A 16,433-nucleotide genomic window follows, 5' to 3' on the forward strand; every position below is an offset into this window, starting at 1 on the left:
AACAGGAGTTCCTCATGCGCCTCCCCATCCTGCTGGCTGCGTTGGCTTGCCTTGCCCCAGCCATGGCCAGCGCTGCCGATCACCCCAATATCCTGTTGGTCGTCGCCGACGACCTGGGTTACTCGGACCTGGGCGCTTTCGGCGGCGAAATCGAGACGCCGAACCTGGACCGCCTGGCCGCAAACGGCCTGCAGCTGACTAGCATGTACGCCGCGCCGACCTGCTCGCCGACCCGCGCCATGCTGATGTCCGGCACCGACAACCACCTGGCCGGGCTGGGGACTATGGAGGAGGCGATCCAGCCCTTCCAGCGCGGCAAGCCGGGCTACGAGGGCTACCTCAACCAGCAGGCCCATTCCATCGCCGAACTGCTGCAGGGCGGTGGCTACCGCACCAGCATGGTGGGCAAGTGGCACTTGGGCCTCGCGCCGGAGCAGGGGCCGGACCGCCGTGGCTTCGAGCGTTCCTTCACCCTGCTGGAGGGCGGTGCGGTGCACTTCAGGCCGACGCCGGGCTCGACCGCCAGGCTCGAGCAGGTCACCTACCGCGAGAACGGCCGGCCGGTGGAACTGCCGGAGGATTTCTATTCCACCGACTTCTACACCGACAAGCTGATCGCCTACCTGAAGGCGGGGGAGGACAGTGGCAAGCCCTTCTTTGCCTACGCCGCCTACACCTCGCCGCACTGGCCGCTGCAAGCGCCGGAGGCCTACCTGGAAAAGTACCGGGGCCACTACGACGGCGGCTACGACGCCGTGCGTCTGGCGCGGATCGAGCGAATGAAGGCCAAGGGGCTGCTGCCTGCCGACTTCCAACCGGCCGTGACCCTGCCGGTGACCCCGCAGTTGCCCGGCTGGGCGCAACTGGACCCGCAGCGCAAGCGTGTCGAGGCGCGCAAGATGGAGATCTACGCGGCCATGGTCGACAACCTCGACTACAACATCGGACGCCTGCTGGACTACCTGAGGGATAGCGGCCAGTTGGACAACACCCTGGTCGTCTTCATGTCCGACAACGGCGCCGCGGGCGAGCGCCACGAGCAGTTCTACCCGGCCGGGCCGAACACCGATAACCGCCTGGAGAACCTCGGCCGGCGCGGCTCGCAGATCGACTACGGACTGCGTTGGGCCGAGGTGAGCGCGGCCCCCCTGCGGCTGTTCAAGGGCAGCACCGCAGAGGGTGGCATCAGCGTCCCGGCCATCGTCCAACTGCCCGCCAACCTGCGCCGCCAGGGGCTGGAACGCAGCGTGGCGCGGGTCGACGACCTGGCGCCGACCTTCCTCTCCCTGGCCGGTCTGCCCGATCCGGGCGACAGCTGGAAGGGCCAGCCCAAGCACCCCATCACCGGCCGCTCGATGCTGCCGATGCTGCAGGGCCAGGAGCGCCCCGAAGCGGTCATGGCCGGTGAGCTGTTCGGCAGCCGCTACTACCGCGAGGGCGACCTGAAGCTGCTCGGTCTGGTGTCCTGGGTGAAGCCGGGTGAGGCGCCGCCGCCGCTGCGCTGGCAGCTGTTCGACCTGTCCCGCGACCGCAGCGAGCAGCACGACCTTGCCGCCAGCCAGCCGGAAACTCTGGAGCGTTTGATGCAGGCCTGGCAGGGCTACGCCCGCCAGGTGGGTGTGGTGGCGCCGCCGCCGCCGGTGGCCCAGTTGCCATGAGGCGAGCGCTGATCGCCGCCGGTTGCCTGGGGGCGCTGGCGCTGCTGGGCGTCGCGGCCCGACCCGGGGCCACGCCACCCCTCGGCGATGTGGCCGGCTGCAAGGTCTATGGCGGCCTGCCGGCGGGCTGGGGCAGCGATCCCCTCGCCGGGATGCTGCGGATCGGCGGCGGGCGCTTCACCCCTGGCACCGAGGACGGCTACCCGGATGAGCGGCCGCTGGGGGCGGTGGAGGTCGGCGGTTTCTGGATCGACCGCACCGAGGTCACCCGCGCCCAGTTCGCCGCATTCGTCGAAGCCACCGGCTATGTCACCGAGGCCGAGCGCTCCGGCGGTGCCGCGTTGTTCCGCGCGCCGCTGGAGAACTTCGCCGACGGTTCGGCGTTGCCCTGGTGGCGCTATGTCGAAGGCGCCGACTGGCTTCACCCCGAGGGTCCCGATGCCGCCCCGGCCGCGCTGGACGCCCACCCGGTGACCCTGGTGACCCTGGCCGACGCCCAGGCCTATGCGCGGTGGCGCGGTAATGAACTACCCAGCGAGGCCGAGTGGGAGTACGCCGCGCGCGCTGGCGAGGCTTCGCAACGACTGGGCGAGGCGCCACTGGACGCCCACGGCCGGCCTGCCGCGAATTACTGGCAGGGCGTGTTCCCGGTGCAGGACGCGGCGGAGGATGGCTTCGCCGGTCTGGCCCCGGTGGGGTGCTTCGCTGCCAACGCCCATGGGCTGTTCGACATGATCGGCAATGTCTGGGAGTGGACCGCCGATACCCAGTGGGGGCCCCTGATCAGCCACGCCAACGGCGACCCCCAACAGCTGCGTGCGGCCCTTGGGCCGGCGCGCCCACGGGTCATCAAGGGCGGCTCCTTCCTCTGCGCCACGTCCTATTGCGCTCGCTACCGCACGGCGGCGCGGGAACGCCAGGACGCGGACCTGGCCACCTCTCATGTCGGTTTCCGCACCATTCGCCGCATTGCCCCCGAATCCAAACTAGCCACGGAGTGACCCCGATGCGTCTGATTGTTTTGCTGTGGGGCGCCCTCGCGCTCCTGACCACCGCCACAACCGCCCAGGCCGACGAGGAACAACGGGCCCGCCAGCTCCTGCAGCGGGCCGTCGACTACTACCAGGTGCAGGGCGATGCCGCCTTCGCCGCGTTCAGCCGCCAGGGCGAGTTCATCGACGGCGAGCACTATGTGTTCGTGGTCGACACCCACGGCACCATGCTTGCGAGCGGCGGCACCTCGGCGGTGCTGATCGGACGCGATGTCAGCGAGGCTCTGGAGCCAGAATTGCGCGACGGCTTCCGTCAGGCCCTGGAAGGCGCCGAAAGGGAGGTGCGGGTGGCCGAATACCGCTGGATGAACGCTCGCGACGGCCGCGTGGAACGCAAGCGGGTGTTCTTCCAGCGGATGGGAGACCGGGTCATCGCCGTCGGCCTCTACCTGCCCCGGGCCACGCCCCAGCAGGCCGAACACCTGTTGCAACGCGCGGTGACCGCCCTGGAACAGGACCCGCAAGCCGGCATCGCCGCGATCAATGCGCTGTCGCCGCGCTTTCGCGAGGACGACCTGTATGTCTTCGTCATCGACCTCGACACCGGGCGCTACCTCGCCCACGGTTACAACCTGCGCCTGCTCGGTGTGGAGTTTGCCAGCGTGGGCGATCCCGACGGCAAGCCGGTCGGCGCGCCGATCCTGGCGCTGATGAAGGACCGCCGCGAGGGCGGTTTCGACTACCGCTGGAAGAACCCGGTGACCGGCAAGGTGGAGGACAAGTACGCCCTGCTGCGCAAGACCGGGCACCTGTTGGTTGCGGTGGGGTACTACAAGAAGCCCGAGTGAGGGAGCACATCGGGGAGGCTGCCGGAATGCGTTTGTTGGGTTGGGCCCACCGAAGCCCAACGCTCGACAGGCGTTCTGCTTCCTATTGAGCGACTGCAAAAGGGCGTCGCCTGGGAAAGCGAAACCCGAAATATCCGCAGAACCCGGCAAGCAGATTGGCTCAAGTCGTTCCCGCGACACTTGATGCATGCTTCGCCACTTCAAGCGCTGAGTAGGCCGTAGGGCTACGCCAATACCCCACTTCCCATGTGGTGTGACCACCGCTTCCCGGAGTATCGCGAGACCCAAAAAAGACTCCCGGGCCAGCCGGTTCCCGGGAGTTGAGGTGGCAGGCGCCCCGCGCTCGGGGCGTGTTGCTGTGGGGCTCGCCTGCCGATGACGACGGAGCGCGTCAATGCTTAGGCGGCGGGCCGCCCGGGGCCCATTTCTCCTGGTAGCGGAACAGGAAGTACTGCGAGGTATCCGCGCCGGGTGGCGACACGCGGGCGTTCCAGCTGTCGTCGTGCAGGTCCATATCGGCGTCGTACTCCACATGACAGCCCATGGGGCTGTTGAAGTACCAGAACCAGTTGGAGCCGAGCTGGTGGCGGCCCGGACCCCAGAAAGACTCGTAGCCTTTCTCGACGAAGCGGGTACCGGCCAGCATCACCTCTGTCGGTCCGCCCATGTGGAAGGTGAAGTGCTCGATACCCTTCATGAACGGCGGCGTCTGGATCAGGAACAGGGTGTGATGGTCCAAGGTTCCACCCGGCCGCAGGAACGGTCCGGTGTCGATGAAACGGTCGGTGCAGACGAAGCCCAAGCGGGTGTAAAAGGCTTCGGCCTTGGCGTGGTCCGGCACGAAATAGACGACATGGGACAGGCTGCGGGGCAGCGCGGCCATGTCGTCGCTGGCGCCCAGGCTGTTGACCACGCGGCTGGTGCTGGCGCCGGGCGCGTTGCTGATTTCGCCGGGCAGGTCGAGGGGGCGCCGGCAGGTGATCTGGAAGCCCAGTGCGAAGCCCATGTCATCTACCGTGCGCAGTACACCGTCTTCGCCACGGATGACGTCGCGGTCTGTCGACAGTTCGGCCTCAATGGCCTGCAGGGTGGCTTCGTCGGCCACACCGTAAACGGTTTCGCGCAGGGTGTTGGCAGTTTCCATGGCTTTGGGCAGGCACGGGTCGTCGCGGTGGCGAATCTCGATGCCGGTGCCGTCCAGGGCTTCCAGGTAGCCGCCGGTGTGGTCGATGGCGCGCGGCTTGAGGCCGTAGTCGGTGAGGTATTGCACGCAGGCGTCGACGTTGTCGACGCCGAACACCAGGTAATCGGGTCCGATGATCTTCATGGTCAGGTTCTCGTCTCGCTCGTCAGGCGGTGCGGCCGCCGAGGGTCTCGGCGACCCAGTCGGCGATGTAGTGGCCGGCATTGATGGAGTTGTCGAAGCTGGAGTGCTGCACACCACCTTCGCGGGGGGTGAAGATCTTCAGTTCACGTTTGGGGCTGTTGACCAGTTGCTCGTAGGTGCGATGGGCCCATTTCAGCGGAATCTGCGAGTCCTGCTCGCCGTGCGTGACCAGGAACGGCACCTTGATGCGCTCGACCACGCCGTCCAGGTTGACGTTCTCGGCGATGGCCATGAACTCCTCGACGTCCTTGCCACCCCAGACCCAGCGCACATGCTCCCAGTAATGCGGCACCGGGAAGCTGCCTTCGCGCTCCAGGCGGCGCTTCTGTACCTCGCGCCAGTCATGGTTGGCGCCCCAGACCACGCCACAGGCGAAGCGCGGCTCGAAGGCGACTACGCGCGGGCAGTAGTAGCCGCCGAGGGATACGCCCTCGCAACCGATGCGCGTGGCATCCACGTCTGCACGGTCTGCCAGCCAGTCGAACACGCGGCTACCCCAGTGCTCGGCGTCATAGCGGGCCTTGAGGTCATGCAGGCGCAGGGCTTCGCCTGTGCCCGGCTGGTCGAGTACCAGTGAGGACACGCCGCGTCTGGCGAGCCAGGCGGGCAGGCCGACGCGGTATTTCATTTCCTTGGTGGAATCCAGGCCGTTGAGCTGAACCAGCAGCGGCGCGGGTCCCGTCACACCTTCGGCGCGCACGTAGAGGCCGGAAAGCACCTTGCCCTCGTAGGGAATCTCCACTCGCTCGCAGTTTTCTCCCGAGAGGTCGATGCCACGGGCGAAAGTGTCGAGGAAACGCTGGTACAGCTCCTGGCGGCCGGGAGCACCGTGGGCCTGCAGGCGTTCGCAGGTCAGGTAGTAGGTGGCAGCGCGGTTGTATTTCTCCCCGGCGGAGAGCAGGCGACCACGCGCCTCGTCCTCACCTGCCAGGTCGCAGAGCTTGTCGGCCATCTTCGACCAGGTTTCGCGGAAAGCACGGGTGCCGGCGGCATCGGGCTGCTTGGCGGCCTCCTGCAGGGGCTCGCACATCTCGACGATCTCGCCGATGCGCGCGCCCATTTCCAGGGCGAGGTCAACGGAGAGGTTCCAGACGTAGTTGGTGGGGAAGTAACGGAACATGTTGTTGTTTTCCTTCTTCTGATCCGGGGCGCCATCTTCCCCGGCTCTCGGGGCTTACCGCTCGGGTTGGTAAGGGCAGGGCGCAAGGCAGGCGAGCCCGGAGTGACTGCTCCCGCAGCAGGCAGTTGTGCGGGCGCCGACCGCCCGGTGGGGCGGCCATGGCAAGCTCGCATGGGGCCAGGAATTGAACAAATCGCTTGTTCGGATGCCAGCTATCGGCAAGCGAGATACCTCGTGTCCGACGTGCCCGGGTCATGGCGAATGACGATGCCTCGCATCGCCAGTCTCGATTGGTGGCCTCCGGGACCGGGCGGCTAGCGTACGCGCCGCTGTTTCTGGCCCGGACCACGAGGAAGGACGCTCATGTCGAATCACCCCCATCGCCTGTTCATGCCCCTTGCCAGCGTCACGCGCTGGCTGGGCCACCGCTCCGTCGGCAGCAAGCTGTCGCTCGGCTTCGGCCTGGTGTTGCTGGCCACCCTGGGCATGGCGCTGGCCACTGTCCAGGCATTGCAGGTGCTGCAGGCCCGCGTCACCGAACTGCGTGCGCTGGACGCCTTGCAACTGCACTTGGCCGGGGCCCGCCTGGCGGAGCGGGACTTCGCGCTGGATCTTGCACCGGAGTCGGCCGAGCGGGTCGGCACAGGGTTGGACCAACTGCGTAAAGGGCTGGCCGCCAGCGGTTCCGACGCGGATTTCCGCATGACCCTGGATGACACCGCCCAGGCCTACCGCAGTGCCTTTCAGGACTCTGCGCAGGCTTTGGAAACAGCATATGCGGCGCGGCTGCGGATGCAGGCCCAGGCGGAGACGGTGGGGCAGCGTTTCAGCAGCCTGTTCCTCGACCAGCTCGATGACATCAACTTCGGGCTGGAGGCCGGTACACCGCCGGGTATGTCGCAGATGCAGTTGCTGGAGGAGGCCGTGAGCCTGCGCGAACGGTTGGCCAACCTGCGCGACAGCGAGCTGTATTTCACCCTTGATGCGCAAAAACGCTACCGCGACGACTGGGAGAACCGCATGAACGAGCTGGCTACAGCACTGGCCAGTCTCGCCGCGCGCCTGGACGGCGAGCAACGTGCGGCGCTGGAGGAGGCGCGCCAGGCGCTGGAGGTGTATCGCCAGGCCTTCCTGAGCTTTGTCCGGGGCGGCCAACTGGCTCGTGCTGCCAAGACGCGGATGAGTCAGGTGGCGGGCATGGTCGCGCAGCAGCTGGATACGCAGCGCGCATTGCGCAGCGGGGCCTATGCAGAAACCCGGCGGCAGCTCCACGAAGCGCTGGGGCTGCTGGCGCTCCTGGCCTTACTGGTCAGTGCCGGGGCGGCGCTGGCGATTCATCGGGCACTGGTCGTGCCGCTGCGGCGCATGCTGGCCCTGGCGCGGCGTATCGCCGGCGGGGATCTCGGCGAAATGGCGGCCCCGCCTGCGCGGCGCGATGAACTGGGGCAGTTGCAGGATGCTGTGGGAGAAATGCTCGCTGCTCTGCGCATGCTGGTGGGCCGCATCGGTGGCGATGTCGATCAACTGGATGGCGCCGCCAGCACCCTGGTGGCGATGGTCGGGCGCACGGCGGCGGGGGTGAGCGCGCAGCGCCAGCAGGCCGAGCGGGTCGCCGAGGCCATGGCGGACATGACGCGCTCGGCGGCGCAGGTCAGCGAGCAGGTGGCCGGCAGCGGTGCGGTGCTGGCCGATGCGGGCGCCCTGATCCACGAGGGGGATGCGTTGGTGCGCCAGGCCAGCGAGAGCCTGGAACACCTCGCTGCGGAAATGCGCGCCAGCGCCGGATCGATGCAGGTACTCAAGGCGCAGAGCGAGGCTATCAATGGTGTGCTCGACGTGATCAATGCTCTGGCCGAGCAGACCAACCTGCTGGCGCTGAACGCTGCTATCGAGGCGGCGCGGGCCGGTGACCATGGTCGCGGTTTCGCCGTGGTCGCCGACGAGGTGCGCGCCCTGGCCAGTCGCACCCGCGCTTCGACCGGGGAGATTGAGGCGATGATCCAGCGCCTCGGCGAGCTGACCCGGGCTACCGCTGATGGGCTGGCAGGCAGTCAGCGGCTGACCGAGGAGGGCGTCGAGCGGGCGGGACGGGCGACCGGGGTGCTGGCGGCTATCACCGCCGCGATGGCACGGGTCGAGCGCAGCGGGCGGAACATCGCCGAGGCGTCCGCTATGCAGCAGGCCGTGGCGCGCCAGGTCGACGAGGCGGTGCTGCAAGTGGCGCGTGTGGTGGAACAGAACGCCGAGGACTGCCGGCGCCTGGAGTCGGCCACGGACAGCCTGCAGACCTTGGGGGCGAGCCTGGGCGAGGCGGTCCGCGCCTTCCGTGGCGCGCGCTGAGGCTCAGGCGAGGACCGGTGAGTCCGGCCGCTGTACGATCTGCGCCAGCTTCTGGCGCAACCAGCGCAGCATGGGGTCGCGGTCCAGGCTGCGGTGCCAGCTCATGTATTCCTGCATCGCGGGTAGCTCCACTGGCGGCGGCAGGATGCGCAGCGGCAGGTTGCGCGCATAGAGCCGCGCGAGGCGGCTGTGCATGGTGGCGATGCGCTGCGTGCCGACGACCAGTTGCGGCAGGGTGTTGAAGTCGTGGGTGATGACTTCGAGCCGGCGCTTGCAGCCGTACTGGGACATGAACCACTCCTCGATGCCCGGCGTGCGGCTGCGCCCGAACGCGACGCCCACGTGACCCATGTCCAGGTATTGTTCCAGCGTGATCCGCTCGCCGATGCTGTCGTTGTCTGCCCACACCACACAAACGTGCTGCTCTTCGAACAGCAGCTCGGAAGGGTGTTCTTTCACGATGTAGTGCTCGGGCGCGATCATCAGGTCCACCTCGCCGCGCATGAGCATCTCGACGGCGGTTTCGCCGGGGCTGATCAGCTCGAAGGTCATCAGCGGCGCTTCCTGGTTGATCTCTCGGATCACTTCGGCGAACACCACGCTGATCAGATAGTCCGACGCCATGATGCGGAAATGCCGCTTGCTCTCGGCGATGTCGTAGACCGGCTTGGCGGTGATGGAGGTCTGGATTTTCAGCAGGACTTCGCGAACCGGGATCTCCAGTTCCTTGGCCAGGGGGGTGGGCATCATCTTGCGTCCCACCTGCACCAGCAGATCGTCCTCGAAGTAGGTGCGCAGGCGCCCCAGCACGCCGCTGGTGGCTGATTGGGTCATGTGCAGGCGGGCGGCGGCGCGGGTGATGTTCTGCTCTTCCAGCAGCACATCCAGCGCCACCAGGAGGTTCAGGTCCAGGTGTTTGAAGCGCATGGCAGCAGGCTCTTGTTGTATTTATTTTCGCGATACCCTGCATCCCGACTAACGATTAGTCAAATTGTTCCCGCCTTCCTAGCCTGTGCTCCCAAGGGGCGCTCACCGGCTGCCGTGCTGCCTGCCGAGCCTGCGCGGCCCCTACTGAGAAAACCTTCCCGCCCGGGCCACCGCGCTCGCGTTCGCCCGTGCGCCAACAACAAGAACAAGGATTCATCCATGAGCGATATCAGCAAGGTACTCATCGTCGGTGGTGGCATCGGTGGACTCTGCGCGGCCATCGCGCTGTGCCGCCAGGGCGTGTCGGTCGACCTGGTGGAAATCAAGTCCGAGTGGACCGTCTACGGCGTTGGCATCATCCAGCAGAGCAACGTGGTGCGGGAGATGGCCCGTCTCGGCGTACTCGACCGTTACCTGGATGCCGCCTATGCCTTCGAGGATGTCGGCATCTACGACTTGCAGGGTAATGCCCTGGCTCGTATTCCCGGCCAGCGCCTGGCCGGCCCGGAGTATCCGGCCAACGTCGGGATTTCGCGCCTGGCGCTCCACCAGGTGCTGAGCGAAACGGCCATCGAGTTGGGCGCGCAGGTACGCCTCGGCCTCAGCGTGGAACGCCTTGAGCAGGACGTCGACGGCGTGGACGTGACCTTCACCGACGGCAGTGCCGGGCGCTACGACCTGGTGGTAGGAGCCGACGGCGTGTATTCGAAGATTCGCGGCATGCTCTTCGGCGACACCTATACGCCGCGCTTCACCGGCCAGGCCGTGTGGCGCTACAACTTTCCGCGCCACCCCTCCATCGACCACCTGGCCAGCTACACCGGCGCCGAGGGCAATGCCGGCCTGGTGCCCCTGGCCGATGACCTGATGTACATGTTCTCCACCTCCCACGAGCCGGGTAACCCCTGGCACGAGCCCAAGGATTTCGCCGACCTGATGCGCGACCGCATCCAGCACATCGGCGGCCTGGTGGGCGAGCTGCGCGAGCAGATCACCGACAGCAGCCAGGTGGTCTACAAACCGATGGAAGTGGTGTTCGTCGACGAGCCCTGGTTCAGGGGCCGCGTCCTCCTGATCGGCGACGCCGCTCACGCGACCACCCCGCACCTGGGGCAGGGCGCCGGCATGGCCATCGAAGATGCGTTGGTGCTGAGCCTGGAACTGGCCGGCGAAGGCTCGCTGGAGGCGCGCCTGAACCGCTTCATGGCGCGTCGTTTCGAGCGCTGCAAATACATCAGCGAGAACTCCATCCTCGCCGGTGATCGCGAGATGGCGCAGGACCGCAGCTTCGACCGTATCGGCCTGACCAAGGCGATGCTCAAGCTCACTGCCGAGCCCATCTGAAGGCCGTGGTCGGTCGTCGGACCGGCGGTCTCACCTGTCTTTTCCACGTTCCACACCCGGCCTGGCCGGGTGCTAAGCCGCGCTCTTTCCACGAGGTCAGCGTCCATGATTGAGGTCAGGGTCACCTGCAAACACCCGGAAGCCGAGGGCATCTTCAGCTTCGAACTCGCTCGTGCCGATGGCGGTCCGCTGCCGCCGTTCAGCGCTGGGTCACATGTCGACGTGCATCTACCCGGCGGGCAGGTGCGTCAGTACTCGCTGTGCAACCACCCGGACGAGCAGCACCGCTATCAGATCGCCGTGCTGCTGGACCCGTCGTCCCGGGGCGGGTCGCGTGCCATGCACGAGCAGGTTGAGGCTGGCAGCCACATCCGCATCAGCGAACCGCGCAACCTGTTCCCGCTAGTACACGGCGCGCGGCGCACACGGCTGTTCGCCGGCGGTATCGGCATCACCCCGATCCTCTGCATGGCCGAGCGCCTGGCCGCCACCGGGGCGGCATTCGAGATGCACTACTGCAGCCGCTCGGCGGAACGTACCGCGTTTATCGAGCGCATTCGCGAATCGGCGTTCGCCGCGCAGGTGACGTTCCATTTCGACGGCCAGCGGCTGCAGGCGGCCGAGGTGCTGGCGGGTTACGCCGATGGCGATCATCTCTACGTCTGTGGCCCCAGCGGCTTCATGGCCCACGTGCTGGAGGAAGCGCGCTTGGCGGGCTGGCCGGAGTCGAGCCTGCACCGCGAATACTTCGCCGCCGAGCCGCAGGATCATGCGGATGACGGGGCCTTCGAAGTGCAACTGGCCAGCGATGGACGCTGCTTCCAGGTCCCGGCGGATCGCAGCGTGGCTGACGTGCTACTGGAGGCGGGGATCGACCTGCCGCTGTCCTGCGAGCAGGGCATTTGTGGTACCTGCCTGACCCGCGTGCTGGAGGGTGAACCGGAACACCGGGACCTGTTCCTCACGACGGAGGAACAGGTGCGCAACGATCAGTTCACGCCTTGCTGCTCGCGCTCGCGCAGCCCGCGCCTGGTGCTGGATCTCTGAGCCTTGATGCCAGGCCCGGGCTCGCGGGTGGATGTGAAAAGCGACATTCACCCTACGGATTCGGTAACGGGCCGATGGCGGAGGCGATCACCGCCGCTTCGGTCTGCTCGCGGGTCAGCGAGCCCAGCATGTAGGGCTTGAGCATGTTGCTCTGGCGCAGGCGCGCGTAGCCGTAGAGGGTCGACCACATGGCGATCAGGCGCGCCTGCAGGCGGTCGTCGTCCGTCTCCTCCAGTGCTTCGCGCAGCGACGCCGCGATCCCCATATAGACACTTTGGAGCAGGCTGCCCAGCTCGTCTTCGTCCTCGGCCTGCTGCAACAGACCCGAGTCGTACATCAGCAGGAACAGCCCCGGCTGCGCCTCGGCGAAGGCGAGGAAGGCGCGGCAGGCCGCCCGCGCTTTGTCCTGCGCCGTGCCCGTACCCGCTGCCACCTCGCGGTGGGCTTCCAGCAAGCGGCGGAACCCTTCGCTCGCGCAAGCGCGCAACAGCGCATCACGGTCGGCAAAGTGCCGGTAGGGCGCGCCCCTGGAAACTTCCAACACCTGTGCCAGATCGCGTAGCGACAACCCCTGGTAGCCGTTCTGTTCAACCGCGTCGAGGGCGGCGTCGATCAGCGATTGACGCAGGTTTCCGTGGTGATAAGCACGTGTTTCGTTCATGGATAAAGCCATTGACCGGAGTGGGGGGGATGACTAATGTGAGCGATGCTTACATGATCTTCGATCAGTCGTCCCTCGAGTCTGTTCGCCGCAGCCACGGCGCAAAGGCGTGAGCATATCAGGGGGACGGGTTATCGATGCAGACAACCCTGTCGAAACGCCCATGAGGACAAGAACAAGATGAACTTCCTGAACAACGCCTGGTATGTCGCTGCCTGGGATGATGAGGTCAAACCTGGCGAACTCTTCGCCCGGACCCTCCTGAACGAATCCGTGCTCTTCTTCCGCGATAAGGCGGGCAAGGTGCAGGCCATCCACAACCGCTGCCCGCATCGCTTCGCCCCGCTGTCCATGGGCAAGTTGTGCGGCTCCCACGTGCAATGCGCCTATCACGGCCTGGAGTTCGACGGCAGCGGCGCCTGCATCCGCAATCCCCACGGCGAAGGCGCGATTCCGCGCGCGGCGAAGGTCCGCTCCTATCCGGTGGCGGAGAAGTACAGCGTCATCTGGATCTGGATGGGCGACGCCGTTGCAGCGGATGAAGCGCTGATCCCGGACTTCGGCTGCATGGACCCGTCGCGCGCCTACGTCGCCAAGCGCTATTTGCACGCGCGCGCGAACTACGTGCTGGAGTCGGACAACATTCTCGATCTGTCGCATATCCAGTACCTGCATCCGGGCACCTTGGGCAGCAGCGATGTCAGCCGCGCCATTACTCGCGTCGAGCAGCAGGGCGATACCGTCTGGTCTTACCGCCAGACCGTCGCCGAGATCATGCCGGACTTCCTGTACGCGGCCATGGGTATCCCCCACGGCACGTCGGTGGATCGCTGGATCGATGTGCGCTGGGACGCGCCGGCCAACATGCTCCTGATCGCCGGGGCGGTACCCACCGGCCGCCCGCGTGCCGAGGGCCGGGAAACGCCGTTGCCGCACCTGTTCACTCCGGAAACCGAGACCACCACTCACTACTGGTTCTCCTTCCCCATCCCTCGGGAGATGGGCGAGCTGGGGGAGCAGATCGCCGAGCAACAGGTTTCCGCCCTCAACCTGCCGTTCAGCACCGAGGACCTGCCCATGCTTGAAGCCCAGCAGCGGATGATCGGCGACGCCGATTTCTGGTCCCTCAAGCCGATCCTGCTGCCCGGTGATGCCGCGGCGGTGCGCGCGCGCCGTGTGCTGGACAAGCTGATCGCCGACGAGCAGGCGGCTCAGATCAGCATGAGCGTGGTGCAGGGCTGAGTATCCCTTCTGGCGATACCTCGCATCTCCAATCGCGATTGGTTGGGCCGGCGAGGGCCGTGGCAGCCTGCGCCCTCACTTGAGACTCAGAGACGGGCCGTGCTTCAGGACATGACATTTCTCTGCCACGAGGGTCACTTGGAAGAGGGCATTGCGCGGGGCTTCGATCCCTGGAGCGAGGGGCGCGACAGCGTGCTCGCCCTGCGCTGGCGGGGGCAGGTGCGGGTTTACCGCAACCTGTGCCCGCACCTGGCTGTCGCCATGCAGTACCGCAAGGATCGCTTCATGTCCGGCGACGGCCAGTACATCGTCTGCTTCGCCCATGGCGCGCTGTTCCGGCCCGACAACGGCTTTTGCGTACTCGGCCCCTGCCTGGGGCAGTCGTTGCAGGCACTGGATGTGCGGGAGGCCGATGGCGGCCTGTGGCTGGACGAGACCCGCAGTGCGGCCCGGGAAGGAGCGCCTCCATGCGTTTCCACGGTCTCGACCTGAACCTGCTGGTGGTGCTCGATGCGCTCGTCGTCGAGCAGCACGTTACCCGCGCCGCTACCCGCCTGCACCTGACGCAATCGGCGGTGAGCGCCGCCCTTGGCAGACTGCGGGAGCATTTCGCAGATTCGCTGTTTGTCCTGGTCGGTGGTCGGATGCTGCCGACGGCGCTGATGCAGCGATTGCATCCGCGCATCCAGGGCGTTCTGGAGGGCGCACGGGGAATTGCTTTCGCCAATGCCGGTTTCGAGCCACGGGAAACCCGGCGGCGCTTTCGCATCATGGCTTCGGACTATGTGATCGCCGTGCTCATGCCGACGTTCCGACGCCGCCTGGCGGACCTAGCGCCGCAGGTCGACCTGCAACTGCTCACCCTGCTACCGCAGCGTGGCGCCGAGCCGGGTAGCCTGGTGGACGAGGCCCTGGAGCATCGCCATTGCGACCTGGTGATCCTGCCTCATGCACACCGCTCCACACGGCATCCTGAGCAGCCGGTGTTCGAGGATGGATTCAGTGTTATCGCCTGTCGCGACAATCCCGATGTGGCGAGAGGGCTGACCCTGGAACGCTACCTGGTTTCGCCCCACGTGGTGCGCGAGACGGGGGCAAGCGCCCTGGGCAGCATGGAGGCGGAGTTCCTCGCCAGCCAGGGCCTGGAACGACGGGTGACGGTAGCCGTGGAACAGTTTGGACTGGTCCCTGAGTTCGTAGTTGGCGGGCCTTGCCTGGCTACCCTGCACAGTCGATTGGCAACGCTTTACGCGAGCCGCTTCCCGCTGAGGTTGCTGGCGCCGCCGCTCGTGTTCCCGCCCACCGCCCAGGTGATGCAGTGGCACGCCTATCAGGATGGCGATCCGGCGTTGGCCTGGTTGCGTCAGCTGCTGCTGGAGGCGGCCGCCTGACTCCCGCGCTATCAATTTTCGTCATGGCCTGCGACCACTATCTTTCACTTCCTCGCGCTTGGGGCGCTGGGTAGCGTGACGGCACGACAACAAGAGACCCGACCGCCATGCCCAGACTCCACGTTCACTGCAAGACGCTCTTCACCGGTCTGGAAGACCTTGTCCGCCACGATCAGGCGCTGACTATCGAAGACGGTCTGTTCACCTATGTTGGTCCCCGCGATGGCGTGCCGCAGCCCTTGCCCGGCGAGCAAGTGATCGACACCGGCGAGTACTTCGTCATGCCCGGCCTAGTGGACGTCCATACCCATCTGGTGTTCGGCAATGCCAAGAGCGAGGAAGACATCGATCTGCACGTCTCGCCGGAATTCCGTGCGCTGCGGGGGTTGTTCTTCACCCAGCACGTGCTTGCCGCCGGTTACACCTCGGTGGTGGTGCCGGGCGACGCCGGCCAGTGCAGTATCGCCGTGCGCAATGCCATCAACGGTGGCCTGTTCAGCGGTCCGCGTATTGCCGCCAGCAGCAATGTGATTGCCAACCGGCAGAGCCTCAACGACTGGTTTCCCAGCTGGGTCGGCACCCCCGACTACTTCACCGGACGCCTCTGCGCCACCCGCGAGGAGCAGGTCGGCGAGATCCGCCGGCAGGCCAAGGATGGCGTCGACGTGATCAAGATCGCCATGGACGGGACTCACTTGCGCCCCAACGGTGAGCACATTGCCGCCTTCACCCAGGACGAGACGCACGGGATGGTCGAGGAGATCCACCGCCTCGGGAAAAAGGCGGCGGTGCATGCCTATGGCCGCGAGGCGGTGCTCTACGCGGCGAAGGCCGGGGTTGACGTGATTTTCCACGGTTTCTTCATGGACGATGCCTGCATCGAGGCGATGCTTGAGTCGGGTAGCCACCTGGCACCGACCTTCACCATGCTGGCCAATAATGTGGAGTTCGCCGAGGACTACGAACCGTCTACCCGCTGCGGCTATGCGGCGATGCAGCGGCGGGTGATCGATGTCGGCTGCCGCAACCTGCGCCGTGCCCGAGAGGCCGGCGTGCCCTTCATGACCGGTAGCGACAGCGGCTTTGCCATCACTCCTTACGGCGAATGGCATGCGCGGGAACTCGAGATCCTCGTCGACTGGCTTGGCTTCACGCCGGCGCAGGCGCTGCGCGCAGCGACCTCGGTGTCGGCGCGGATGATGCCCGCCACGCAACCGGTCGGCGCCCTCGAGGTGGGGCGTCGCGCCGACTTCATCCTGGTGGACGGCTCGCCGCTGGCCAATGTGTCGATCCTCCAGGAGCGCGAACGCATCCGCGGCGTGTACCTCGGCGGGCGGCGCGTCGACGCGCAGGTGCCGGGTTACGACCCCTTCAAGGTCAGCGATTTCAACACGCTGAAATGGTCCGAGTTGCATACCCGCCAGCGTGCCATTGAGATGGGCAAGCGCCCGGCCCGCCAACTGGTCTGAGGAGAGA

General features: G+C 66.5%; 14 protein-coding genes and 1 pseudogene. 11 read left to right on the forward strand and 4 right to left on the reverse strand.

Annotated elements, in window-relative coordinates; genetic code table 11:
- The first annotated feature begins 14 nt into the window (after window positions 1-14).
- Genes AAHM40_RS13765 through AAHM40_RS13775 form a run of 3 tightly spaced genes read left to right on the forward strand, consistent with a single transcriptional unit; the run spans window position 15 to window position 3,498 of the window.
- Window positions 15-1,658, forward strand: coding sequence for an arylsulfatase (locus AAHM40_RS13765; protein ID WP_342245147.1), 1,644 nt, complete (start codon window positions 15-17; stop codon window positions 1,656-1,658).
- Window positions 1,655-2,659 carry a formylglycine-generating enzyme family protein gene (locus AAHM40_RS13770; protein WP_342245148.1) on the forward strand — a complete coding sequence of 335 codons (1,005 nt, stop codon included), beginning with the start codon at window positions 1,655-1,657 and terminating at the stop codon, window positions 2,657-2,659. Before AAHM40_RS13765 ends, AAHM40_RS13770 begins: the two co-directional genes overlap by 4 nt.
- A 5-nt stretch (window positions 2,660-2,664) precedes the next feature.
- On the forward strand, window positions 2,665-3,498 hold the full coding sequence (locus tag AAHM40_RS13775; protein ID WP_342245149.1) for a cache domain-containing protein: 834 nt from the start codon (window positions 2,665-2,667) through the stop codon (window positions 3,496-3,498).
- A gap of 391 nt (window positions 3,499-3,889) precedes the next feature.
- Here AAHM40_RS13775 and AAHM40_RS13780 read toward each other — a convergent pair whose 3' ends face one another.
- Both AAHM40_RS13780 and AAHM40_RS13785 read right to left on the reverse strand, forming a co-directional pair.
- A complete protein-coding gene (locus tag AAHM40_RS13780; protein WP_342245150.1) occupies window positions 3,890-4,825 on the reverse strand; it encodes a VOC family protein in 936 nt (311 codons plus the stop codon).
- Between the two features lie 22 nt (window positions 4,826-4,847).
- Window positions 4,848-6,005, reverse strand: coding sequence for an alpha/beta hydrolase family protein (locus AAHM40_RS13785; RefSeq protein WP_342245151.1), 1,158 nt, complete (start codon window positions 6,003-6,005; stop codon window positions 4,848-4,850).
- A 486-nt stretch (window positions 6,006-6,491) separates the two neighbouring features.
- Here AAHM40_RS13785 and AAHM40_RS27270 point away from each other — a divergent pair.
- Window positions 6,492-7,481: pseudogene (locus AAHM40_RS27270) on the forward strand (HAMP domain-containing protein); the annotation flags it as partial.
- A gap of 78 nt (window positions 7,482-7,559) precedes the next feature.
- Complete coding sequence (locus AAHM40_RS27275) at window positions 7,560-8,345, forward strand: methyl-accepting chemotaxis protein (RefSeq protein ID WP_446731572.1); 786 nt, start codon at window positions 7,560-7,562, stop codon at window positions 8,343-8,345.
- Between the two features lie 3 nt (window positions 8,346-8,348).
- Here the strand turns inward: AAHM40_RS27275 and AAHM40_RS13795 are convergent, their stop codons facing one another.
- Window positions 8,349-9,272: a LysR family transcriptional regulator gene (locus AAHM40_RS13795; RefSeq protein ID WP_028631212.1), complete on the reverse strand. Its 924-nt coding sequence runs from the start codon at window positions 9,270-9,272 to the stop codon at window positions 8,349-8,351.
- A 219-nt stretch (window positions 9,273-9,491) separates the two neighbouring features.
- On the opposite strand from AAHM40_RS13795, the gene AAHM40_RS13800 reads away from it, so the two are divergent.
- Window positions 9,492-10,616, forward strand: a complete 1,125-nt coding sequence (locus tag AAHM40_RS13800) for an FAD-dependent oxidoreductase (protein WP_342245153.1) — start codon at window positions 9,492-9,494, stop codon at window positions 10,614-10,616.
- A 105-nt stretch (window positions 10,617-10,721) separates the two neighbouring features.
- Window positions 10,722-11,663 (forward strand): PDR/VanB family oxidoreductase, encoded by a 942-nt coding sequence (locus AAHM40_RS13805; RefSeq protein ID WP_342245154.1) that lies wholly within the window; start codon window positions 10,722-10,724, stop codon window positions 11,661-11,663.
- 52 nt (window positions 11,664-11,715) lie between these two features.
- On the opposite strand, the gene AAHM40_RS13810 is transcribed toward AAHM40_RS13805, so the two are convergent.
- Window positions 11,716-12,324 carry a TetR/AcrR family transcriptional regulator gene (locus AAHM40_RS13810; RefSeq protein WP_342245155.1) on the reverse strand — a complete coding sequence of 203 codons (609 nt, stop codon included), beginning with the start codon at window positions 12,322-12,324 and terminating at the stop codon, window positions 11,716-11,718.
- 180 nt (window positions 12,325-12,504) lie between these two features.
- On the opposite strand from AAHM40_RS13810, the gene AAHM40_RS13815 reads away from it, so the two are divergent.
- The 4 genes from AAHM40_RS13815 (at window position 12,505) to AAHM40_RS13830 (ending at window position 16,426) form a co-directional block, all read left to right on the forward strand.
- A complete protein-coding gene (locus AAHM40_RS13815) occupies window positions 12,505-13,566 on the forward strand; it encodes an aromatic ring-hydroxylating dioxygenase subunit alpha (RefSeq protein ID WP_342245156.1) in 1,062 nt (353 codons plus the stop codon).
- A 111-nt stretch (window positions 13,567-13,677) separates the two neighbouring features.
- A complete protein-coding gene (locus tag AAHM40_RS13820) occupies window positions 13,678-14,058 on the forward strand; it encodes a Rieske (2Fe-2S) protein (RefSeq protein WP_342245157.1) in 381 nt (126 codons plus the stop codon).
- Window positions 14,034-14,957: a LysR family transcriptional regulator gene (locus AAHM40_RS13825; protein WP_342245158.1), complete on the forward strand. Its 924-nt coding sequence runs from the start codon at window positions 14,034-14,036 to the stop codon at window positions 14,955-14,957. Before AAHM40_RS13820 ends, AAHM40_RS13825 begins: the two co-directional genes overlap by 25 nt.
- Window positions 14,958-15,064: 107 nt before the next feature.
- Window positions 15,065-16,426 carry a metal-dependent hydrolase family protein gene (locus AAHM40_RS13830; RefSeq protein ID WP_342245159.1) on the forward strand — a complete coding sequence of 454 codons (1,362 nt, stop codon included), beginning with the start codon at window positions 15,065-15,067 and terminating at the stop codon, window positions 16,424-16,426.
- The last annotated feature ends 7 nt before the right edge of the window (window positions 16,427-16,433 follow it).

The sequence above is a fragment of the Pseudomonas sp. OTU5201 genome, from assembly GCF_038440135.1.
GTDB lineage: Bacteria > Pseudomonadota > Gammaproteobacteria > Pseudomonadales > Pseudomonadaceae > Metapseudomonas > Metapseudomonas resinovorans.

Coding starts and splice junctions, on each gene's coding strand:
- AAHM40_RS13765 (WP_342245147.1), top strand. CDS start 15: ATGCGCCTCCCCATCCTGCTGGCTGCGTTGGCTTGCCTTGCCCCAGCC.
- AAHM40_RS13770 (WP_342245148.1), top strand. CDS start 1,655: ATGAGGCGAGCGCTGATCGCCGCCGGTTGCCTGGGGGCGCTGGCGCTG.
- AAHM40_RS13775 (WP_342245149.1), top strand. CDS start 2,665: ATGCGTCTGATTGTTTTGCTGTGGGGCGCCCTCGCGCTCCTGACCACC.
- AAHM40_RS13780 (WP_342245150.1), bottom strand. CDS start 4,825: ATGAAGATCATCGGACCCGATTACCTGGTGTTCGGCGTCGACAACGTC.
- AAHM40_RS13785 (WP_342245151.1), bottom strand. CDS start 6,005: ATGTTCCGTTACTTCCCCACCAACTACGTCTGGAACCTCTCCGTTGAC.
- AAHM40_RS27275 (WP_446731572.1), top strand. CDS start 7,560: ATGGTCGGGCGCACGGCGGCGGGGGTGAGCGCGCAGCGCCAGCAGGCC.
- AAHM40_RS13795 (WP_028631212.1), bottom strand. CDS start 9,272: ATGCGCTTCAAACACCTGGACCTGAACCTCCTGGTGGCGCTGGATGTG.
- AAHM40_RS13800 (WP_342245153.1), top strand. CDS start 9,492: ATGAGCGATATCAGCAAGGTACTCATCGTCGGTGGTGGCATCGGTGGA.
- AAHM40_RS13805 (WP_342245154.1), top strand. CDS start 10,722: ATGATTGAGGTCAGGGTCACCTGCAAACACCCGGAAGCCGAGGGCATC.
- AAHM40_RS13810 (WP_342245155.1), bottom strand. CDS start 12,324: ATGAACGAAACACGTGCTTATCACCACGGAAACCTGCGTCAATCGCTG.
- AAHM40_RS13815 (WP_342245156.1), top strand. CDS start 12,505: ATGAACTTCCTGAACAACGCCTGGTATGTCGCTGCCTGGGATGATGAG.
- AAHM40_RS13820 (WP_342245157.1), top strand. CDS start 13,678: ATGACATTTCTCTGCCACGAGGGTCACTTGGAAGAGGGCATTGCGCGG.
- AAHM40_RS13825 (WP_342245158.1), top strand. CDS start 14,034: ATGCGTTTCCACGGTCTCGACCTGAACCTGCTGGTGGTGCTCGATGCG.
- AAHM40_RS13830 (WP_342245159.1), top strand. CDS start 15,065: ATGCCCAGACTCCACGTTCACTGCAAGACGCTCTTCACCGGTCTGGAA.